This is a genomic window from Streptomyces sp. NPDC042336, from assembly GCF_055581985.1.
Map to the genome: position 1 here is coordinate 1 of NZ_JBVJEA010000012.1, position 19,369 is coordinate 19,369.

At 72.6% G+C, this 19,369-nt stretch carries 15 protein-coding genes; 4 read left to right on the forward strand and 11 right to left on the reverse strand.

Annotated elements, in window-relative coordinates; genetic code table 11:
• The 5 genes from ACZ6IM_RS24895 to ACZ6IM_RS24915 form a co-directional block, all read right to left on the reverse strand.
• Positions 1-1,484 (reverse strand): condensation domain-containing protein (locus tag ACZ6IM_RS24895; RefSeq protein WP_469559154.1); only part of this gene is annotated, 1,484 nt, incomplete at its 3' end.
• A gap of 63 nt (positions 1,485-1,547) precedes the next feature.
• Positions 1,548-1,820 carry an acyl carrier protein gene (locus ACZ6IM_RS24900; protein WP_052840596.1) on the reverse strand — a complete coding sequence of 91 codons (273 nt, stop codon included), beginning with the start codon at positions 1,818-1,820 and terminating at the stop codon, positions 1,548-1,550.
• A gap of 33 nt (positions 1,821-1,853) precedes the next feature.
• On the reverse strand, positions 1,854-2,753 hold the full coding sequence (locus ACZ6IM_RS24905) for a hypothetical protein (protein WP_469559157.1): 900 nt from the start codon (positions 2,751-2,753) through the stop codon (positions 1,854-1,856).
• Positions 2,750-4,471: an acyl-CoA dehydrogenase family protein gene (locus ACZ6IM_RS24910; RefSeq protein ID WP_052840594.1), complete on the reverse strand. Its 1,722-nt coding sequence runs from the start codon at positions 4,469-4,471 to the stop codon at positions 2,750-2,752. Before ACZ6IM_RS24910 ends, ACZ6IM_RS24905 begins: the two co-directional genes overlap by 4 nt.
• Positions 4,468-6,243 carry a fatty acyl-AMP ligase gene (locus ACZ6IM_RS24915; RefSeq protein WP_469559160.1) on the reverse strand — a complete coding sequence of 592 codons (1,776 nt, stop codon included), beginning with the start codon at positions 6,241-6,243 and terminating at the stop codon, positions 4,468-4,470. The genes ACZ6IM_RS24910 and ACZ6IM_RS24915 overlap by 4 nt, the downstream gene beginning before the upstream one ends.
• A gap of 353 nt (positions 6,244-6,596) precedes the next feature.
• Between ACZ6IM_RS24915 and ACZ6IM_RS24920 the strand changes: the two genes are divergently transcribed.
• From ACZ6IM_RS24920 to ACZ6IM_RS24935, 4 genes are all read left to right on the forward strand, one after another.
• Positions 6,597-7,025, forward strand: a complete 429-nt coding sequence (locus ACZ6IM_RS24920) for a cobalamin B12-binding domain-containing protein (RefSeq protein ID WP_469559163.1) — start codon at positions 6,597-6,599, stop codon at positions 7,023-7,025.
• A complete protein-coding gene (locus tag ACZ6IM_RS24925) occupies positions 7,022-8,275 on the forward strand; it encodes a methylaspartate mutase (protein WP_052840591.1) in 1,254 nt (417 codons plus the stop codon). Before ACZ6IM_RS24920 ends, ACZ6IM_RS24925 begins: the two co-directional genes overlap by 4 nt.
• On the forward strand, positions 8,272-9,108 hold the full coding sequence (locus tag ACZ6IM_RS24930; protein ID WP_052840590.1) for an ABC transporter permease: 837 nt from the start codon (positions 8,272-8,274) through the stop codon (positions 9,106-9,108). The genes ACZ6IM_RS24925 and ACZ6IM_RS24930 overlap by 4 nt, the downstream gene beginning before the upstream one ends.
• Positions 9,109-9,173: 65 nt before the next feature.
• Positions 9,174-10,118: a TauD/TfdA family dioxygenase gene (locus ACZ6IM_RS24935; protein ID WP_052840589.1), complete on the forward strand. Its 945-nt coding sequence runs from the start codon at positions 9,174-9,176 to the stop codon at positions 10,116-10,118.
• Positions 10,119-10,180: 62 nt separating this feature from the next.
• Here the strand turns inward: ACZ6IM_RS24935 and ACZ6IM_RS24940 are convergent, their stop codons facing one another.
• From ACZ6IM_RS24940 to ACZ6IM_RS24965, 6 genes are all read right to left on the reverse strand, one after another.
• On the reverse strand, positions 10,181-11,095 hold the full coding sequence (locus ACZ6IM_RS24940) for a GHMP family kinase ATP-binding protein (RefSeq protein ID WP_469559168.1): 915 nt from the start codon (positions 11,093-11,095) through the stop codon (positions 10,181-10,183).
• A gap of 10 nt (positions 11,096-11,105) precedes the next feature.
• A complete protein-coding gene (locus ACZ6IM_RS24945; protein ID WP_469559171.1) occupies positions 11,106-14,330 on the reverse strand; it encodes a non-ribosomal peptide synthetase in 3,225 nt (1,074 codons plus the stop codon).
• Between the two features lie 47 nt (positions 14,331-14,377).
• A complete protein-coding gene (locus tag ACZ6IM_RS24950; protein WP_052840587.1) occupies positions 14,378-15,652 on the reverse strand; it encodes an ATP-grasp domain-containing protein in 1,275 nt (424 codons plus the stop codon).
• Positions 15,649-17,121: an argininosuccinate lyase gene (gene argH / locus ACZ6IM_RS24955; RefSeq protein ID WP_052840586.1), complete on the reverse strand. Its 1,473-nt coding sequence runs from the start codon at positions 17,119-17,121 to the stop codon at positions 15,649-15,651. Before argH ends, ACZ6IM_RS24950 begins: the two co-directional genes overlap by 4 nt.
• Entirely contained in the window at positions 17,118-18,191 is a 1,074-nt protein-coding gene (locus ACZ6IM_RS24960) for a cysteine synthase family protein (protein WP_469559175.1), read from the reverse strand. Before ACZ6IM_RS24960 ends, argH begins: the two co-directional genes overlap by 4 nt.
• Before the next feature lie 224 nt (positions 18,192-18,415).
• Entirely contained in the window at positions 18,416-19,369 is a 954-nt protein-coding gene (locus ACZ6IM_RS24965; protein ID WP_052840585.1) for an ATP-binding cassette domain-containing protein, read from the reverse strand.

A 19,369-nucleotide genomic window follows, 5' to 3' on the forward strand; every position in this document is an offset into this window, starting at 1 on the left:
GTCAGCGTCCGGCCGCCGCATTCCACGGCCACCGCGTCCGGTGTCCGTTGGGCCTGCTCGGTGATGAGCTGGGGCAGCGACGCCCCGCGCAGAGTGCGTGTTGCCCCCTGCCAGCCCGACAGGATCCGCTCCCGCTCGGCCTCCTCCAACACCTCCACCTCGGAAACCCGGGAGTCCTCGTCGCTGTCGGCCACCCACTCCAGGACCCGTACCAACCGGTCGCAGTGAGAGACGAGTTCGTCCTCTCCGTACAGCTCGTGATGGCCGTCCAGTTCGACACGGATGCCGGAGCGCGAGTCGGCCGTGCCGTAAAAGTTGATCTTCAGATCGTTCACGGGGCCGGTCGAGAGCGGATGGGTCACAGCGGGTGTGGTGCCGAACAGAGGCTCGCCGGCGAAAGCCATGATGTTGACGGTCGGGCCGAGACGGGCCTGGCCGGCGCCGGAGAGGCCCAGCTCGTGGATGAGATCCTCGCCGCGGAAGCGCTGGTGGCGGACGACGTCGGCCAGAGACCGGGACACCTGCGAGGCCAGTTCGGCGAAGCGGATGTCCGCGGTGAGCCGCACGCGCAGGGGCAGCACGTTGACCATGGCGCTGGGTGTGGTCAGGGACGTGCGCCCCGCGCGTCCCGCCAGCGGGATCGAGAACGTGAAGTCGGTGCCGCCCGTCATCCGGTGGAAGAAGGCAGTGGTGGCGGCCAGCGCGAGGGCGGGCCACTGCACCCCGGTGCGGGCTGCTGTCCGGGTCAGGCGTTCGGCCAGCGGGGAGGGCAGGGTGCGGAGGTGGCGGCGCAGGCTGTGGGTGCTGCCGGACGAGCGGCCGGCGAGGGAGACCGGCTCGGGCAGGTCGGTGAAGACCTCACGCCAGTGGGCCCGGTCCTTGGTGTGCCGTCGTGAGCCCGCGTAGCCCGCCTCGTCGGCGACGACCAGGTCCAGGGTCGCGAAGCCGGTGGGCGAGGGCTCCTCACCGGCGAGGAGGGCGGAGTAGAGCGCGGCGACGCGGGCGGTGTACACGGACTGGCCGAAACCGTCGAGGACGGCATGGTGGTAGCCGTGGAAGTACCAGTGCAGATCGTCGGCGAGGGTGAGGAGGGCCTGCTCGTTGACAGGGCCGCGGGCCAGGTCGAAGGGCCTGGCCATGCGCGCGTTCATCCACCGGTGGGCGGCTGCCTCCGGGTCGGAGGCGGCGCGCAGGTCGACGAAGCGCAGGGGGTGCGGCTCGGCCGGCTCGACGAGCTGGTGGAGGGTCACTTCCGGGCCGCTGTCCGTCTCCCGTTCCTCCTGGGCGAAGCGCGAGCGCAGCGCCTCGGTCTCCTGGACGCCCAGCCGTACCGCTTCGGCGAGGATCTCCGTGTCCAACGGCCCGGCGATCTCGTAGTAGCCACCGCAGTTGTAGAGGGGGCTGTCCGCGTGCAGGTGCTGGGCGACCCAGATGCCGGACTGCGCGGCGGAGACGGGTCGACGGAGCAGACGGGCTTCGGACATGGCGGTGCGGTCCTCTCGATTCTGCGGAAGTGCTGGACTGCGGGGGAGGGAGGGCCGTGACCGTCAGCCGCTGACGGCCAGTTCGTCGGCCAGGGCCTTGCTCAGCGCGTCGACGGTGGGGTTGTCCCACATGAGAGCCGGGTCCACGGAGATGTCGAAGTGGTCTTCCAGCTCGGCGATGACCGACAGGGCGTACACCGAGTCGAGCCCGTAGTCGGAGAGCGGGACCCTCGGGTCGATGGTGTCGACCGGGCGTTCCAGGTGGGAGGCCACGCAGTCGGTGAGCCAGCCGGCGAGGCTGTCGGCGGTGGGGGTCTCGACGTCGGACTCGGGCATGAAACTGTCCTCTTTCCTGGAAGCGGGGGCGGATCAGGGGCGGTCGGGAATCCGGCGTTCGGTCAGGTCGAAGGTGCGGGCACCCTCGTAGCGGTGGATCAGGTCCTCGTACAGGCGCTGCTGGACGTCGCCCGAGGGCTGGGGTGAGCGCCGCGCCGGCGTGGTGAGCACCCGGCCGGGGGCTGCCTGCGCGAGGTCGGGGTCGAGGAGGGCGGCGGCGCACGGCGCGGTGACCAGCTCGGTCAACGGCAGGGGACCGGGGGCGGGGCGGGGACCGTGTGCCGGGGCGAACAGCTCCCGCTGGGCCCCGTTCAGCAGCAGCTGGAAGATGCCGGTCTCCCCCTCTCGGATGTAGAAGCGCGACCCCATCAGGACGGACAGCCGGTCGAGGGCGCCCTGGAGGACGCGCGGGACCAGTCCGAGCACCGCCTGCTCGTGGACGCCCTCCCGAGCGGGCAGCGCGTCCTCGCCGCGTACCGCCAGCGTGGTCAGGACGTCGCACAGCAGCAGGTCGGCGTGGACTCCCGCGAGCACCTGGCGCAGATGAGGGATGTCGATGGCGGGCGCCCCGTAGAGCAGGCGGCCCCGCAGATGGCGGATCGTGACGCGGAGTGCCGAGTCGAGGGCTCCGACGCAGGCGCCGACGGCCAGGGCCGCGGCCCGCGGTCCGTTCTCGTGGAGGCCCGTGCGGACGGTGCCGCCGAGGCCGGGCGAGCGGCGGTACAGGGCACGCAGCGCGTGCAGCCACGCCTCGGGGGTGACGTGCGCACTCGCCGTGAGGGCGTCGGGGAGCAGGTCCCCGATCCGTGGCCGGCCCGTCTCGTGCGCCGTCAGGACCGCCTCGAAGCCACGGGGGTTGGCGGTGTCGTACGGGTCGCCGAGATGCCGTTCGACGGTGTCGGCGAGATCGGTGGTGACGGTGACCGCGGTCATCGGGCCGCACCCTCCATGGAGTCGAGGAGCGAGGGGACCGTGCCGGGCGCGGACAGCAGCACGTCCGTGAGGACGTCGAAGGCGTCGCGGTCGGACGCCTCGACGGGTTCGCCGAGGTCGGTCAGGGCCTTCACCAGGCAGGCCCGCAGCCAGGTCTCGTCGACGCGGTCGGGCCGGCGCAGCCACAGGTGGACCGCGGCCGCCGCGGCGAAGCACAGCTCGTACTGCTCGGCGAGCCCGAAGGCGTGGCCGGGCACAGCACGCGGGGAGTAGCGGACGGTCGCCATCCGCTCGTGCAGCCCGTCCGTGGCTTGCCGGATTCTCTCCGCCAGGGTGGCGAGCCCGCCGGTCGCGCCCCCGGACGCCGCCAGGTCGCGGACGCGGTCCACGGCCGACGGCAGGGCGGCGACGACGGAAGCGCCGGTCCCGGAGAGCAGGCTGAGGGCCTCGGGGCGGAAGGGACGCAGCGGGGCGTGGACATCGGTCACTTCGGCCAGACCGGTTTCGTCCCGGCGACCCTTGCGGTAGGCGCGGGCGAGTCGGGGGAACTGGTCGATCAGGGCGTTGCGGTTGACCAGGCTGCTGCCGTCGAAGATGCCGATGATGCGGTGGTCGCGCTCCAGTTTGGCGAAGCGTCCGTGCGGGTCGGCGTCCGTGAGCCCGTAGGGGCCGAGGGTGTGGAGCAGGCGGGCGACGAGGTCGTCGACCTGGGCCGGCACGAACGCCTTGGCGACGGCGGACACGACGCTCATCTCGCCGGTGAGCGCATGGACGGACCGTGCGGCGACCACCCCGGCGGCCTCCGCGAGCAGCAGGCCGGCCACGGCCTCGCCCAGCTCCCGGCGCACGTGGGGAACCTTCGCGAGCGGTGTGCCGCGGTCGGTGGCCTCGGCGGCGAACCGGGCGGCCAGGTCCAGGGCGTGGTCTCCCGCGCCCAGGGACATGCCCATGCAACCCGTGCGGGTCACATGCAGGGCCTTGAGGATGATCTCGAGCCCCTGGCCGGGCGCCCCGATGAGAGCGTCGTCCGGCAGCATCGCGTCGTGGAAGGCGAGACCGCTGATGTCCGCCCCGCGGATTCCGTACGTGGGAACCTTCGGCAGCGGGGACAGGGCACCGGGAGCGAGCCGCTCCTTGTCGACGAGGAAGAGGCTGAAGCCGCGCGGGCCTCCTTCGGGGCCGGTGCGGGCCAGCACGGTGACCAGATCGGCCCGGGTGATGTTGTTGATCAGCCACTTCTCACCGGTGAGCCGCCAGCCGCCGTCCCCGTCCACCCGCTCGGCGGTGACCTCGCCGGCCAGCAGGTCGCTGCCGTGGTGCCGTTCGGTCAGCGCGCAGGAGACGACCGCGCCCTCGCGGATCCGGCGGCCGAGGCGCGCCGCCCGCTGCGGATCGCCGGCGATCCAGGTGGAGACGGCCCCGAGGTACGTCTTGCCGTGCGCCGCAGCCACGGTCAGGTCCACGCGGGACACCGCCCGAAGCAGCCGGGTCACCACGCTGAAGTCGTCGAGGGCGCCGCCGTGTTCGGTCGGCACGTAGTAGCGCGACAGGCCGAAGGAGTCGAGCGTGCGGCAGGCGTCGGCGGGGAAGGCCTCCCGTTCGTCCAGGGCGGCGAGCCGCTCTCCGGAGAAGGGCTCGCCGGGTGCGGTCAGTTCACCGAGGAGGCGGGTCAGCTCCGCGACGGGGGCGGCCGCGGGCGCGGCGGGCGTGGTCGTCATGCCGGGGCCTGCTCGCGGCTCGCGGCCGTGGGCAGCAGCGTGGGCTGGTAGTCCGCGTATGTCGGCTCCAGTGCGCCGGCCCGGAACAGCTCGCGCATGGCCGAACGCTGGACCTTGCCGCTGGTGGTGCGGCGCACACCGCCGGGCCGCAGCAGCAGCACGGCGCCGACGGGGGCACCGAACTCGCGGGCGACGGTGAGCCGCATGTCCGCCGCGAGCTCCCTCAGCCGCTCTTCGTCCTTGATGCCGCGGACCTCGTGCGTGACCACGAGGACGTCGTCCTGACCGGGTCCGGCGGTCTGGGGCACGGCGAAACATGCTCCGACCAGGTTGCCCAGCTCCGGCCGCTGGACCCGCAGCTCGTGCTCGATGTCCTGCGGGTAGAGGTTGCGGCCGCGCAGGTTGAGGACGTCCTTGATGCGGCCCGTGACGTAGAGGTCGCCTCCGTACAGGGCTCCGAGGTCTCCGGTGCGCAGGTAGCCGCTGTCGCCTTCGGCGGTGGTGGCGCGGAACTCGGCCTCGTTGGTGGCCTCACGCCCCCAGTACCCGTGCCCCACGACGGGGCCGCGCAGCCACAGCTCCCCGACGGATCCCTCGGGCAGGGTGCGCAGTGTGTCCGGGTCGACGACCAGGACCTCGGCGCCGAGCGGCGGCCCGCAGCTGACCACGTCCCGGCCGGACTCCTCGGCGGTGGGACGGAACTCGTCGCGTTCGAGGGAACCGGCGTCCACGCGGACGCTGCTCGGCGCGATGCCGATCGCACCGGAGACGAAGAGGGTCGCCTCGGCCATGCCGTAGCTGGGGGCGAGCGTCTCGGGGCGCAGCCCGTACTCGGCGAACCGCCGGTGGAAGCGGTCGAGGACGGCGGACCTGACGGGCTCCGATCCGTCGACGGCGTGCCGCCACCGCGAGAGGTCGAGGCCCTCGGCCTGTGCGTCGGTGACGCGCCGGCTGCACACGTCGTACGCGAAGTCGGGCGCGGCCGAGAAGTTGATGTCGAGCCGGTCGATCATGTGCAGCCACAGGTGGGGCCGCTTGAGGAAGGTGCTGGGGCTCATCAGCACGGTGGCGGAGCCGGTCATCAGCGGCGTCGTCATCAGGCCCATCAGGCCCATGTCGTGGAAGTGGGGGATCCAGCCGCCGCCGCGTGTGGTGTCGTCCAGTCCCAGGGCGTCCGCGATGTTCTCGGCGTTGTGCAGCAGATTGCCGTGGCTGATCATCACGCCCTTGGGATCCCCGGTGGAGCCCGAGGTGTACTGGAGCACGGCGAGGGTGGAATGGCCGGTGGCCGGCATCGTCCAGTCACCGGGACCGGGACCGGCCTCGTCGGTGGCCAGCAGGGGGAGACCGCCGAGCCCCTCCTCGGCGCACCAGGCCTCGACGTCGCCGCGGGTCCCGGTGTCCGTCAGGATCGCCGCCGCGCCCGAGTCGTCCGCGATGCGCCGGACCCGGTGCCGCTCGTGCCGGTAGCGGCCGGGCAACGAGGACGGGACCGCGACGACACCGGCGTAGAGGCAGCCGAAGAACGCGACCAGGAAGTCGAGTCCGGCGGGGTACAGCAGCAGGGCACGCTCACCGGGCCCGACCGAGGAACGGTGCAGGCGCACGGCCAGGCTCCGGGCCCGCCCGTCCAGTTCGGCATAGGTCAGCCACTGCGTCCCGTCCTCGCGGAGGGGATCCGTCACAAAAGCCGCCGCCTCTTTTTCCGGCTGGTTTTCCGCATGCTTCCTCAGCATCGCGGTAACACTGGGGGCGGTGACGATTCCCGCCATATCCGTGGCCTGCCCTTCGTGGTTGCGAACGGGGGTTTTCCGCGCACCGAATCGGCACTGCCGTGACTTTCTACCGGCTGCCCCAGGGGCGGGGAAGGCGAGTGACAGCAAACTGCACCCGCAGTCGGCGGTCCCTTCAGCAACAGGGACAAAAGCCTCGTACGGGCCAGCAGTTCGAGGGTGGCGAGGCCAGTACCGGCCAGCCGATCCTCGGCTCCGACCCCGCCCGTCCCAGTAGAGTCGAGGCCGACCGCAATTCCAAAGAACCTTTCAGCCGCTGAGTGCGCCGCGTTTCAGGGTGTTCCTGCCCGGGGCTTACGGCACTCCCCGACTCCGGGATTCCGATGAATTCCATGCCTGGCACCCCTATGTCTACCGTGCTGGTCACCGGCACCTCTTCCGACGCCCACACCTGGAATCTCGTTTACCTCCAACTCCTGTTGGAGGAATGGGGCTACGAGGTCACCAACCTCGGCCCCTGCGCACCCGACGACCTGGTCATGGGATCGGCCCTCGAACTCCGCCCGGACCTGGTCGTCGTCAGCAGCGTCAACGGCCACGGCCACCAGGACGGCCTCCGGCTGGTCCGGGTCCTGCGCGCCCGCCCGGAACTCGCCGGCACCACCATCGTGATCGGCGGCAAGCTCGGGACCGACGGACTGCGCAACGTCGGCCAGGTGCGCCGGCTGCTCGCGGCGGGCTACGACAGGGTCTTCGACGACGGAGACCTGAACGCGTTCCGCGACATGCTGGCCCGGCCCCCCGCCCGAGCGGTGTCGTGACGCAGGTCCCCTTCGGCGAGTTCGTGGCCGGAGCCCGGGCCCGCGGCACGCTCGTCGTCCAGCCCCGCATGGGCTTCAGCGACCCCGAACGGATGCGCCAGGGGCTGGCCCGCACCAGGGCGGCCGACGCCGTCACGGTGGGGACGCTGACCCTGGACAGCTACACCCGGGTACGTGACCTCGAAGCCGCCCGCCGGGCCCTGGCCGAGGGGATCACGCTCAACGGCTACCCGATCTGCACCCACCCGCCCGAAACCACCCGGGCCGTGCTCGACGGCATCCACGACGCCTCCTTCCCCGTCCAGGTCAGACACGGTTCCTCGCGGCCCGAGCACATCGTCTCGGCGCTGCTCGGCCTCGGCCTGGACGCCACGGAGGGCGGGCCGGTCTCGTACTGCCTGCCCTACAGCCGCACCCCACTGGCCGAGGCGGTCGTCTGCTGGCGCACGGCCTGCGAGATGCTCGCCGAGCACACCGGAGACGGCAGGGTGCCGCACCTGGAGAGCTTCGGCGGCTGCATGCTCGGGCAGCTGTGCCCGCCGGCCGTTCTGGTCGCGGTGAGCGTCCTGGAGGGCCTCTTCTTCGCCCGCCACGGGCTGCGCAGCGTGTCCCTGAGCTACGCCCAGCAGACCAGCCCGCAACAGGACCTGGAAGCGGTCGCCGCGCTGCAACGGCTCGCCGGGGAACTGCTCGGGCCCACCGACTGGCATGTGGTGCTCTACGCCTACATGGGCGTGTACCCCCTCTCGCGCGGCGGCGCGCTGAGCCTCCTGGAGGCGGCCGCCCGGCTCGCGGTGACCTCCGGGGCGTCCCGGCTGATCGTGAAGACGGCCGCCGAGGCGCACCGCATCCCGACCGTCGCCGACAACGTGGAGGCACTGGAGACCGCCGCGCGTGCCGCGGCCACCGCCACCGCACCGCCCCCCGGCCCGCCCGCCGCGGACTCCGAGGTGTACGCCGAGGCCCGCACCCTGGTCCACGCCGTGCTGGACCTGCACGACGACGTGGGTACCGCCCTGCTGACCGCCTTCCGGCGCGGTCTGCTCGACATCCCCTACTGCCTGCATCCCGACAACGCCGGGCGGGCCAGAAGCTTCATCGACCACGACGGACGGCTCCGCTGGGGGGACACCGGCGCGCTGCCCCTCGGCGGGGCGGCCGTGTCCGCGGCCCGCAAGGTCACGTCCGCCGATCTGCTCGCGGCACTGTCCCGTGTGCAACGGGCCTACGACTCCGGAGGAACCCCATGACCAGCACCTCGCCGCCCACCGCACGGCTCGCGGCCGCCCCGGTGCCGACCTGGCAGGGCAGCGGCCTGACGGCGCAGTTGCTCATCCTCACCGGGCGCTCGGTCAGGGCCAACTTCACCCACGTCAAGGTCGTCGTCCTCAGCATGCTCCAGCCGGTGTTCATGCTGCTGCTGCTCAGCCAGGTGTTCGGCGCCATCGTCGACCGGGGGCACCTGCCGGACGGTGTGGCCTACCTGGACTTCCTGCTGCCGGCCCTGCTGGTGACCACCGGAATCGGTCCCGCCGTCGCCTCGGGCATCGGCCTGGTGCGCGACATGGACAACGGAGCGGTGGCCCGCCTGCGTACCCTGCCGATCCACGCCCCGCTGCTGCTGTTCGCCCGCAGCTTCGCCGATCTACTGCGCACCACCGCCCAGTTGGTGATCCTCGTGGTGGTGGCGGTCGTCTTCCTGGACGCCGACCCGGCCGGCGGACCGCTCGGGCTGCTGGCCGCGGTCCTCTTGACCTGCGTGGTCGTCTGGGCGATGACCTGGATCTTCCTCGCGCTGGGGGCGTGGCTGCGCAACCCCGAGGCCATGCAGAGCGCCGGCTACCTCGTCACGTTCCCGCTGATGTTCGCCTCCAGCGCCTTCGTCCCCAAGGAGCGGCTGCCGGACTGGCTCCAGCTACTGGCGACCGTCAACCCGCTGTCGTACGCCATGGAGGCCAACCGCGCACTCGCCCTCGACCAGCCGCTCGGCGGCCAGGTGTGGTCCGCGCTGGGCGCCGGTGTCCTGGTCGCGACCGTCGGATCGATCGCCGCGGTACGGGCGTTCCTGCGTCCGCCCGCCTGAAAGTGTCCCCGCGCCCGCAGACAGGCACGGCGCACCCCTCCGAGAGACGAAAGAGGCATCGCCCCATGCCCGGAACCGGCACAGGTCCGCTCCTCCGCCTCGACGCGACCGAGGCGCCGCCCGGCGCCGCCGTCGACTGGCTCACCGACCGCCGCCCCGAGATCAGAGAAGCGGTCGCCCGCAACGGCGCCGTACTGGTACGCGGACTGCGCCTGGACAGCCGGGCGACCGCCGCCGCGGCCGTCGGCCGCGTCATCGGCGACCCGCTGATCGAACGCGAGGGGTTCGCACCCCGCGACACCTACGGACAGGGCGTCTACTCCTCCTCGCACTGGCCCGCCGACCAGCCCATGTGCATGCATCATGAGCTCAGTTACGCCTCCTTTGCCCCCCGGCTGATGGCGTTCGCCTGCCTCACCCCGCCGGCCGACGGTGGCGTCACCGCGACCGCCGACAGCCGCGCCGTACTGCGCGACCTGCCGGAGGATCTCGTCGCCCGCTTCGAGCGGCACGGCTGGCGGCTCACCCGCCACTACAACCCCTTCGTCGGGATCGGCTGGCAGGAGGCCTTCGGCACCGACGACCCCTCGGAGGTGGACCGCTACTGCGCCGAGCACGGCATCGAGGCGCGCTGGGACGCCGAGGGCGCGCTGCACACCGTGCAGACCCGCCCGGCCGTGGTGAGGCACCCGGAAACGGGAGAGCGGTGCTGGTTCAACCAGATCGCCTTCCTCAACGAGTGGACGATGGCTCCGGAGATCCGCGAGTTCCTCACGGCGGAGTTCGGCCCCGAGGGGCTGCCCTTCAACACGTTCTGCGGCGACGGCACTCCGCTGGACCGGGCGAGCGTCGACCTGATCAACGACGTGTACGAGAAGCACACCGTTCGCGAGCCGTGGCGCCACGGCGACCTCCTCGTGATCGACAACGTCCGCACCGCGCACAGCCGTGAACCGCACCGGGGCGAACGGGAGATCGTGGTCGGCATCGGCGAACCGTTCCAGCCGTAGCCGAACAACACGGAAGGGGCCGCACCCGGCGTCACGGGTGCGGCCCCTTCCGGGTGCGCGGGTCAGTGGAAGCTCAGGGTGCGGTACACCGTCACGTTGCCGGCCAGCTCCTGGCAGGCCTGGGCGGCGGCGGTGAGCCGGCCGTGGCAGTGCGGTGCGGAGGTGTCCAGCAGGATTCCCAGCGTGGTGCCGCTGTGCCCGACGACCACGCCCAGACCGCCCACCTCGCGGCAGATCGCGATCATCGGCTCCAGCGACCACTTGTGCCGCAGCACCTGGTTCATCCGGGCACTGGCGGTCGCCACCGCGCCGACCTCGGCCAGGTCCTGCCGGGCGACGGCACCGGTGATCCGGTCCAGGAGCCGGACGTACTCCCGTTCGTCCGCCGCCGTGAACGGCTTGGGGATGCTGTTGAAGTCGACGGTGTCCACCGCGCCGCCCTCGTCGACGCTGACCACCGCCATGGACGGCAGGGAACCGAGCCGGGCGCGCAGCCGCACACTGCGGTGGTGGAAGGCGACCACCGACGGGTAGAGCACCCCGTCGGTCGGCTCGATCCTGGCGAGGTAGGACTCGATGCGGCGCGGCGGCATGGGTTCGTCCAGGGCGTTGGCGACCGCGCGGGCGGTCGCCACCAGGTCCGCCGAGGAACTGGCCAGGCCCTTGCCCTCGGGCAGCGTGCTGTCGATCGTCAGCACACCGCCCGCGGGCCGCCCCGAGTCCTCCATGATCATCGAAGCGAGCCGCAGGGCCTTCTTCTTGTGCGGCGGCCATACCTCGAGCACGTCCGTGTGCGGTGCCGCCTCGAAGCGGGCCACCGCCCACCGGGCGACGGGCAGGGTGACCAGGAAGTCACCGTCCGCCTCCGGCAGAACGCCCTGCAGCAGCTCACCGAACGTGCCGAAGGCCGAACTCACCCCGGTGGCGGCCACCCGGCGGTAGTCGGCGGGCAGCGTCCTCGTGTCGATCGTCGTCACCCTGGTCCTCCTAGTCCCGGTGCGCCGGCTCGGGGCAGCAGGCCCGCACCAGTGCGGCGGTGTCCGCCGGTCGTGTGCCGATGAAGTAGTGACCGCCCTGGCCCAGTTCGTGCAGGGTCACCCGGTCGGAGACGGCCTTCCAGTCGCCGTGGTCCGCCGCGAACCGCGCCGTCGAGGCGTCGTCGCGGGCGACTACGACGTCGACCGGGGCGTCGATGCGGTGACTGCCGGAGTCCTCACGGATCCGGATCAGGTGGCTGTTGGCCGTCAGGACGTCGTGCCGGTAGGCCCGGCCCACGACGTCGGCGCGTTCCGGCTTGAGCTCGTCGAGCTCGACGTACGCGTTGTCCGCGCGCAGCCGGGACAGCAGGGTCCTGTTGTCCGCCTCCGACGCCTCCGCCATCTCCGCGCGCAGCGCTCCGATGTCCTCCAGCAGCAGCGCGCCCACGAAGACGCGCTCGGCGGGACGGCCCGCCTCCTGGAGCAGCCGCGCCGTCTCCAGCGCCGGAGCCGCGCCCGCGCAGTGGCCCCACAGCAGCACGGGCGTGGTGACCCGCGCGGCGATCTCGTCCCGGACCCGGCGGGCGATCTCCGGGACGTCGGCCATCGGGTCGTCGCCGCCCGCGAAGTCGTGGCCCGGCAGCTCGACCCCGAGCACGGCGATGCCGTCCCGCTCCAACTCGGCCGCCAGGGAACGGAAGTTGACGGCGTTGCCCCCGGCGTACGGGAAGCACACCAGGGTGTGATGGGCGTCCCTGGCATTGGCCAGCGGCTGCAGCAGGTTCTCCGCCGCGACCCGTTCACCGCCCCGCGCTCGCTCGTCGAGCACCCGCCCGAGGTCGGCCAGGACGGGGTGGGCGACCAGGTCCTTCAGGGACAGCGCCCGGTCCAGCTGCACCAGGAGGCGTACGGCGGCCAGCGAGGTCCCGCCCAGGTCGAAGAAGTTGTCGTCCCGTCCGATGCGCTCCAACGGCACGCCCAGCACCTGCGCCCACAGCATGGCCAGCCGCTGTTCGGCGGGCGTGCTGGGGGCGGCGTAGGCCGCGCCGCCGTGGCCCAGGGTGCCGGCCAGCCGGACCAGGGCCTTCTTGTCGATCTTGCCGTTCTCGGTGAGCGGCAGCCGGTCCAGCCGGTGGAAGTACGTCGGGACCATGTACTCGGGCAGCAGTCCCGCGAGGAAGTCCCGGGCGCGTTCGGTGGTGGGCCCGGCGTCCGGACCGGCACCGCCGTCAGCGCCGCTGAAGAACGCCACCAGGTTCCGCTGCCCGTCGCCCGTGCCGTCGATGACGACCGCGGCTTCCCGGACCCCCGCCAGTCCCAGCAGCTTGTTCTCGATCTCGCCGATCTCGATCCGGAAGCCCCGGATCTTCACCTGCTCGTCCCGCCTGCCCAGGTACTCGATCCGCCCCTCGGGCAGCCAGCGCCCGAAGTCGCCCGTGCGGTACATCCGGGTGCCGTCGCGGAACGGGTCGGGCACGAACGCCTCGCGGGTGCGCTCCTCGTCGTTGATGTAACCGCGGCCGACACAGACCCCGGAGAACGCGATCTCCCCGGGCGAGCCGAGCGGCACCAGCGCCAGATCCTGGTCGAGCACATAGGTGTTGACGTTGCGCAGCGACCGGCCGACGGTCACGAAGTCGCGGTCCGGCACCCGGTCGAGCACCTCGTGCATGGTGTCGTCGGACACCTCGGTGGCGCCGTAGGCGTTGACCAGCTTGATCTCCGGGTACAGGGCGAACCACCGCTGGACCAGTTCGTACTTGAGGGCCTCCCCGGTGACGGACACCGTGCGCAGCGCCCCGAGCGGCCGGGGGTGCTGCTCCAGGTGGGTGAGGAGCACCTCCAGGTAGGACGGGACGATCTGGACGACGGTGACCCCGCCCGTGACGATCTCGTCGAGGAAGCCGGCGACGTCGAGCAGGGCGTCCGTGTCGACGACGCGTACGCTGCCGCCCACCATCAGCGGAGCCGCGAACTGCCACAGGGAGATGTCGAAGCACTGCGAGGCGGTCTGGGTGACGACCTCGGCGGTCCCGTTCGTCATCTCCATGTCGTCGAGCTTCATGTGGAGGTGGTTGAGCATCCCGGCGTGCTCGCACAGGGCGCCCTTGGGGGCGCCGGTGGAGCCGGAGGTGAAGTAGATGTAGGCGGCCTGGCCGGGAGCGACCGGCACCCGGGGGGCCGCGTCGGAGACACCGGAGGCCTGGATCTCCGGTACGGACAGCACGACCGGCGCACGGCCGGTGAGTTCACCCGCCCGCTGAGCCAGCGTCGCGCTGCCGGGCTCGGTGAGCACGAACGCGCACTCGCTGCGGCTGAACTGGGCACCCACACGGTCGGCGGGGAAGTCGGGGCGCACCGGGAGATAGACGCCGCCGGCCTTGAACACACCGAGCGCCGCGGCGATCCAGTCGAGGGTGCGGTCCATGACCACGGCGACGACGTCCTCGCTGCGCACGCCGGCGTCCAGCAGCGCGTGGGCGACCCGGTTGGCCCGCCCGTCGAGCTCGCGGTACGTCCAGCGCACCGGGCCGTGCACGGCGGCCACCGCGTCCGGAATCTCGCGCACCCGGTCCTCGAAGTGGTCCACGAAGGTGCGGTCGGTCAGGTCGACGCATGGGCCCGCGAGGCCGTACAGATGGGTCTCGACCTCCTCGTCCGACAACAGGCTCCGGCCGTGATGGGGCGCGGAGGTGTCCGCCGCGAGGAGTTCCAGCGCGCGCAGGTGGTAGCCCGCCAGCCGGCGCGCGTAACTCTCGTCGAGGTGTGCCCGGTCGTACACCAGGCGCAGCGACAGCCCGGCGGGGCCGGCGGTGACGGCCACCCTCAGCACGACACCCTCGTCGAGACCGACGGCCGCGTCGCCCGGGTCCGGGCGGTCGGCGGGCGCGGTGGCCGTCGGTGTGAGGCCCGACAGGTCGAACACCACCTCGGGACGGCCCTCCGCGCGGGGCGCCGCGACCGGCGCCGTGCTCGCGAGCGTGACCAGGTCCGCCCAGGAGGAGTCCGCGACGGTCAGGCTCAGCGGCGACTCCGCCCGGCCGGCCGCCGGAACCAGACCGATGAGCAGATCGGGTTCGGCCACCACCGTCGCCAGGACCCGGGCGTGCGCGGCGAGCAGCACCGCGGACAGTCCCGCACCGGTGTCGGCGGCGCGCTCCTCCAGCGCCCGGGTGAGCGGCGCGGGCAGTACCTCCCGGTGTTCCGCCGACCCCTGCTCGTCGCTGCCCGGCATGGTCCATCTGGGGATTCTGGTGTACGTCTGCTGAGTGCGGTGCCCGCTCATCGGCCCCCGTTCCCTTCCTCCGGCGTCGCCGGTTCCTCCAGCTCGATCCTGATCAGTTCCGCGGCCTGCTCCGCGTGGGTCGCCGCCTGCGCGGTGCCGGAGCCGGTGGCGACCACACAGCCCAGGCGGTCCTGGAACGAGTGCGTGATCCGCACCTGCCGGCCGACGGCCGTGGTGGGCACGGCCACCACCACACCCGGCGCCGCGCCCGCCTCCCGGACCCCGGTCACGGCCTTGACCCGTCCCTGGCCGGCCGCGATCACGAACCGCACGGCGGCGTGGCCGGCCCCGGCTTCCGGGACCGCCGCCGCGGGCGGCGTGTCCAGGCCCGCTGCCCGGGCGATCACGGCGTCCACCAGGTCCGTGCCGGTCGCGGCCCGCACGGCGACGGGGATCATGCCGCCGGCGAGCCTGGGGTTGACCTCGATGACGACGGGGCCGTCGGCGGACCGGCGGATCTCGGTGTGGGCGGCGCCCCAGCCGAGCCCCAGGGCCTTGAGGGCCGCCAGCGCGGTGTCGCCGAGTTCGGCGGTCGCCCCGGGGTCCAGGGGGGCCGGGATGTCGTGGCCCGTCTCCACGAAGTGCGGTGCGGGAGCGGTGTGCTTGGCGACGACGGTGACGACCTCGCCGTCGAAGGTCTCGACGGAGAACTCCGGCCCGTCGACGGCCGCTTCCACCAGGACGCGGGCCGGCACCGTGTTGCCCCGTTCGTCCGTCGCCCGGTCGAACAGCACGCGGGCCCATTCCCCGGCCTCGGCCCGGTCGCGGCACAGCCGTACGCCGCTGGACCCCGAGCCGCTCACCGGCTTGAGCACCACCGGATACCCGATGGCGTCGGCCGCCCGCACCGCCGCGGTCACGTCGGCGACCCCCGTCCAGGCGGGCACCGGGACCCCGTGGGCGGCGAGCGCCGCCCGCTGGAGATCCTTGGCCCGGCAGCGGGCGATCGCGTCGCCGTCGGCCGCCGGCAGCCCGAGGCGGGCCGCCGCGCGGGCGGCGTCCGCCACGAAGTACTCGGAGCTGGAGGTGATCCCGGCCAGTCCGGTGTCCTCGGCCAGACCCCGGCAGGCCGACACCACGGCGTCGAGGTCCGTGGTGTCCAGCCTCAGCGTGTCGACGGCGTCCTCGGTGACGTACGGGTACCGGTCCGGGTCCCGGGTCAGCAGCACGGGCCGCAGGCCCCGAGCACGTGCGCGCGCGCAGAACTCCCGCCCCGTACCGGTGGTGTTGCTCTCCAGGAAGGCGAACCATCGGACCGCCGTACCGTTCATCGCTCTGCTCCTTCGTCCCTTGCGCCGGTCACGGCCGCGACCGCCGTGTCGAGGGCGCGTTCCGCCCGAGACAGCCGCGCACGGTACCGGGCGAGGGCCGCGGTGTGCTCCGCGCAGCGCTCCCGGAGCTCGTGAACGACGCTCTCGCACGCGCCCGGACCGCCGCCCCGGTCGTGCTCGGCGACGAGCTCGGCAAGCGCCGGGACGTCCGCGCTCACGTCAGCCCGCAGGCCCTCCGGCAGCGTGATCTTCGTCAGCTCCGACTCACCGGCGTCAACCGCCTCCCGCACCGCGGCTCCCACCACGTGGTGTGCGGTACGGAAGGGAACGCCCTGGCGCACGAGGCGGTTGGCGATCACCGTGGCGGTCACGAAGCCCTCCCGGGCCCGCTGCTCCATCCGCCGTCCGTCCGGCCGGGCGCCGCTCACCAGTACCTGGGCAAGGAGCACGCCGTCGTGCACGGTGGCCAGCGCCGACCAGGCCCCGCCGACCGCCTCGGTGCCCACCTCGATGGAGTTGGTGAACGGCGTGGACTTCATGGCGGCGGCCGATGCGGTCCACGCTCCGACGGCGGCCGCCGCCTTGGCCTTCACATGCTCGAGCAGGAAGGCGTTGCGCTTCTGGGGCATGGCGGAACTGCCGCCCACGAGTCGCTCGGGGAACTCCACGAAGCCGAATTCCTGGGTGCTCCACAGCTGGAGATCGGTGGCGAGGCGGCTCAGCGTGAGCCCCGCCCCGGCAGCCGCCGCGAGGGCGCGCAGCAGCGTGTCCCGGGAGGCCACCGCGTCCATGGCGTGCAGGGGCGGCCCGTCGAATCCGAGCAGTTCCGCCGTGCGGGCAGGGTCGATGGGCAGGTCCGTGCCGGACACGGCACCGGCGCCGAGCGGGCAGTCGCTCCGCTCCGCGAGGACGTGCCGCAGGGCGGCGATGTCCCGGTCCAGCGCGGTGGCGATCCCCGCGAGGTAGTAGCCGTAGGTGACGGGCATCGCCGGCTGGAAGTGTGTGTAGACCGGCATGACGACGTCGCGGTGGGCACGGGCGCGGGCCAGCAGCACGGCCTGCAGGCGCAGCAGTTCGCCGAGCAGGTCCGCCAGGTCGTCGCGCAGCCGCATCGCGGTGATGGTGGCCTTGATGTCGTTGCGGGAACGGCCCGTGTGCAGCTTGCCCCCGATGTCCGCGCCGAGCCGCTCGATGAGGTGGCTCTCGTACATCAGGTACAGGCCGCGCGGCGCCGGGCGGTCGTACAGCTCCCGGAAGCCGTCGGCGCGGAGTGCGGTCACGGCTCTCAGCAGGGCGGCGGCCGCGTCCCGGGGCAGCAGCCCGCACTCGGTGAGCATCACCACGTGCGCGAGGTCGATGACCGAGGTGTGGCCGAGTTCCCGGCGGATGTCGTCCGGGCCCGGTTCGCCGTAGACGACGCGGGCGGTGCGGGCCCCGAGCGTGCGGGTGAGCCGGCCCGTGCCGCTCATGAAAGCACCGGGTCGGCCAGCGGCCCGCCGGGGCGTGGCACGGTGCCGTTCACGTCCTCGTACGTGCGGCGGCCCCAGAGCATCCGGGTCCAGCCGTCGCCGGCGTCGGCCGGCGAGTCGACCAGGGCCGGCTCCGCGGGAGGATGGGGCAGCACGTGGCCGTTCTCGGCGAGCCAGGCGTCGTTGTACACCGTCGCCTGGTACCGGTAGCCCTCGTCGGGGAGCATCACGACGCACAGTCCGTCGGGGTTGCGGTCGGCCCACCACTTGGCGGCCAGGTAGGCGGCACCGCTGGTCGGCCCCTGGAACAGCGCGTGGGTGGCGTGCAGTCGCCTGGTGAAGGCGTACGCCTCCGGCGCCGAGCACCAGTGCACCTCGTCGAAGGTGGAGTGGTCGAGGTTGGCGGGCCACAGGCTGTTGCCGAGGCCGCGCAGGGCACGGGGGCCGTCGGGCTGGCCGAAGAGCACGCTGCGGTGGCTGTCCACGCCGATGGCCTGTGTGTGCGGGGTCAGTTCGCGCAGCCCGCCGGCGGTGCCGCACATCGATCCTCCCGAACCGACCGGCCCGACCAGGCAGTCGACGGTGCCGAGCGACCGCGCGATCTGCTCGGCGACCACCCCGTAGGAGCGGGGGTTGTCGGGATTGCTGTACTGCTCGGGGCAGAAGGTGGAGGGGAGTTCCGCGCGGATCTCGGCGAGTCTGCGCAGCCGCGCCTCCTGGTAGCCGCCGACCGGCGCGGGCTCCTGGCAGATCTCGATGGTGGCACCGAGATCGGTCAGTCTCCGGTACAGGTTGGCGTCGATCGCCGGGTCACTGACGAGGATCAGCTCCCGCTCCATGAGGGCGGACTGCATCGCCAGCGCGAGGCCGAACGTCCCCGACGTGGTCTCCACGATCACCGTGCCGGCGCCCAGCTCGCCCCGGGAATGCGCGCGCTTGAGGATGTAGCGCGCGGGAAGCAGCTTCATGAGGGAGAAGACCGCGCCGTACAGGTTGGGGCCGAGCCGGACGAGACGCGGCATCATCGTCGCCTCGGTGATCGAGTGGTACGTCGGCGTGGTCGCCGTCATGAAGGGCTCCTGGGGGGTCGAGGCCGTCGATGATCGTGCGGGGTGTAGTCGCTTCGGGCGCCGCGCCGTCCGCGGATCCACCGCCGTACCCGCAAGCTCCACGGTGCGGCGGCCCGGGGTGCTCCCGGCGGGGTGGCGGGGTGCGGACGGACATCGGTCAGCCTGCTGATGGTCCACAGATTCAAGGGCGCGGCTCGGATTCGAGGTGGGGGAGGCGCGGGGCCTCAGGAAGAAACCGGAACGCCGGCGCGCTCCTCGGCGAGGGCCAGATAGACCTCGTCCAGCGTCGGTTCGGACAGCGAGATGCCGGTGATCTCCACTCCCGCGGCGTCGAAGGCCCGGACTGCGGCGGCCAGTCCGATGGATCCCTCCACGGGAGCGGTGACCGTGCCCGCGGGCTCGCCCGGACAGGGGTCCAGGCCCGCGGCGCGCAGGGCGCTCAACGCGGCCGGCACGCGGCCGGGGTCGGCGAGGGTGGCCCGGACGGTGCTGCCGCCCAGGCGCTCCTTGAGCTGGGCGACCGAGCCGTCCGCGACGCACCGCCCGCGAGCGAGCACCATGACGCGGTCCGCCAGCTGTTCGGCCTCCTCCAGGTACTGGGTGGTCAGCAGCACGGTGGTGCCGGTGTCCACCACCTCGCGGACCAGGGCCCACAGGGCGTTGCGGCTGACGGGGTCGAGCCCGGTGGTCGGTTCGTCCAGGAAGAGCACCTGGGGGTGGCCGACGAAGCTGCTGGCCAGGTCGAGGCGCCGGCGCATGCCTCCCGAGTACGTGCCCGCGGCCCGGTCGGCCGCCTCGGTCAGCGCGAACATGTCCAGCAACTGCTCGGCCCGTGCCGCGGCCTCCCGCTTGCCGGCTCCGAGGAGTCTGGCCACCAGCAGCAGGTTGGCGCGTCCGGTGAGGCTCTCGTCCACCGCCGCGAACTGGCCGGTCAGACCGATGCGGCGGCGTACGTCCCGGGCCTCTCGCACCACGTCGAAACCGGAGACCCGAGCTGTGCCTTTCGTGGGCGGCAGCAGAGTGGCGAGAATACTCACCAGCGTGCTTTTCCCGGCTCCGTTATGACCGAGCAGGCAGAGCACACGCCCCTTTTCCATCTGGAAGCTGAGGTCCTCGAGTGCCCGGGTGGCACCGAATGTCCTGCCCAGCTCCATTGCTTCGATCATCACGTCACTCAT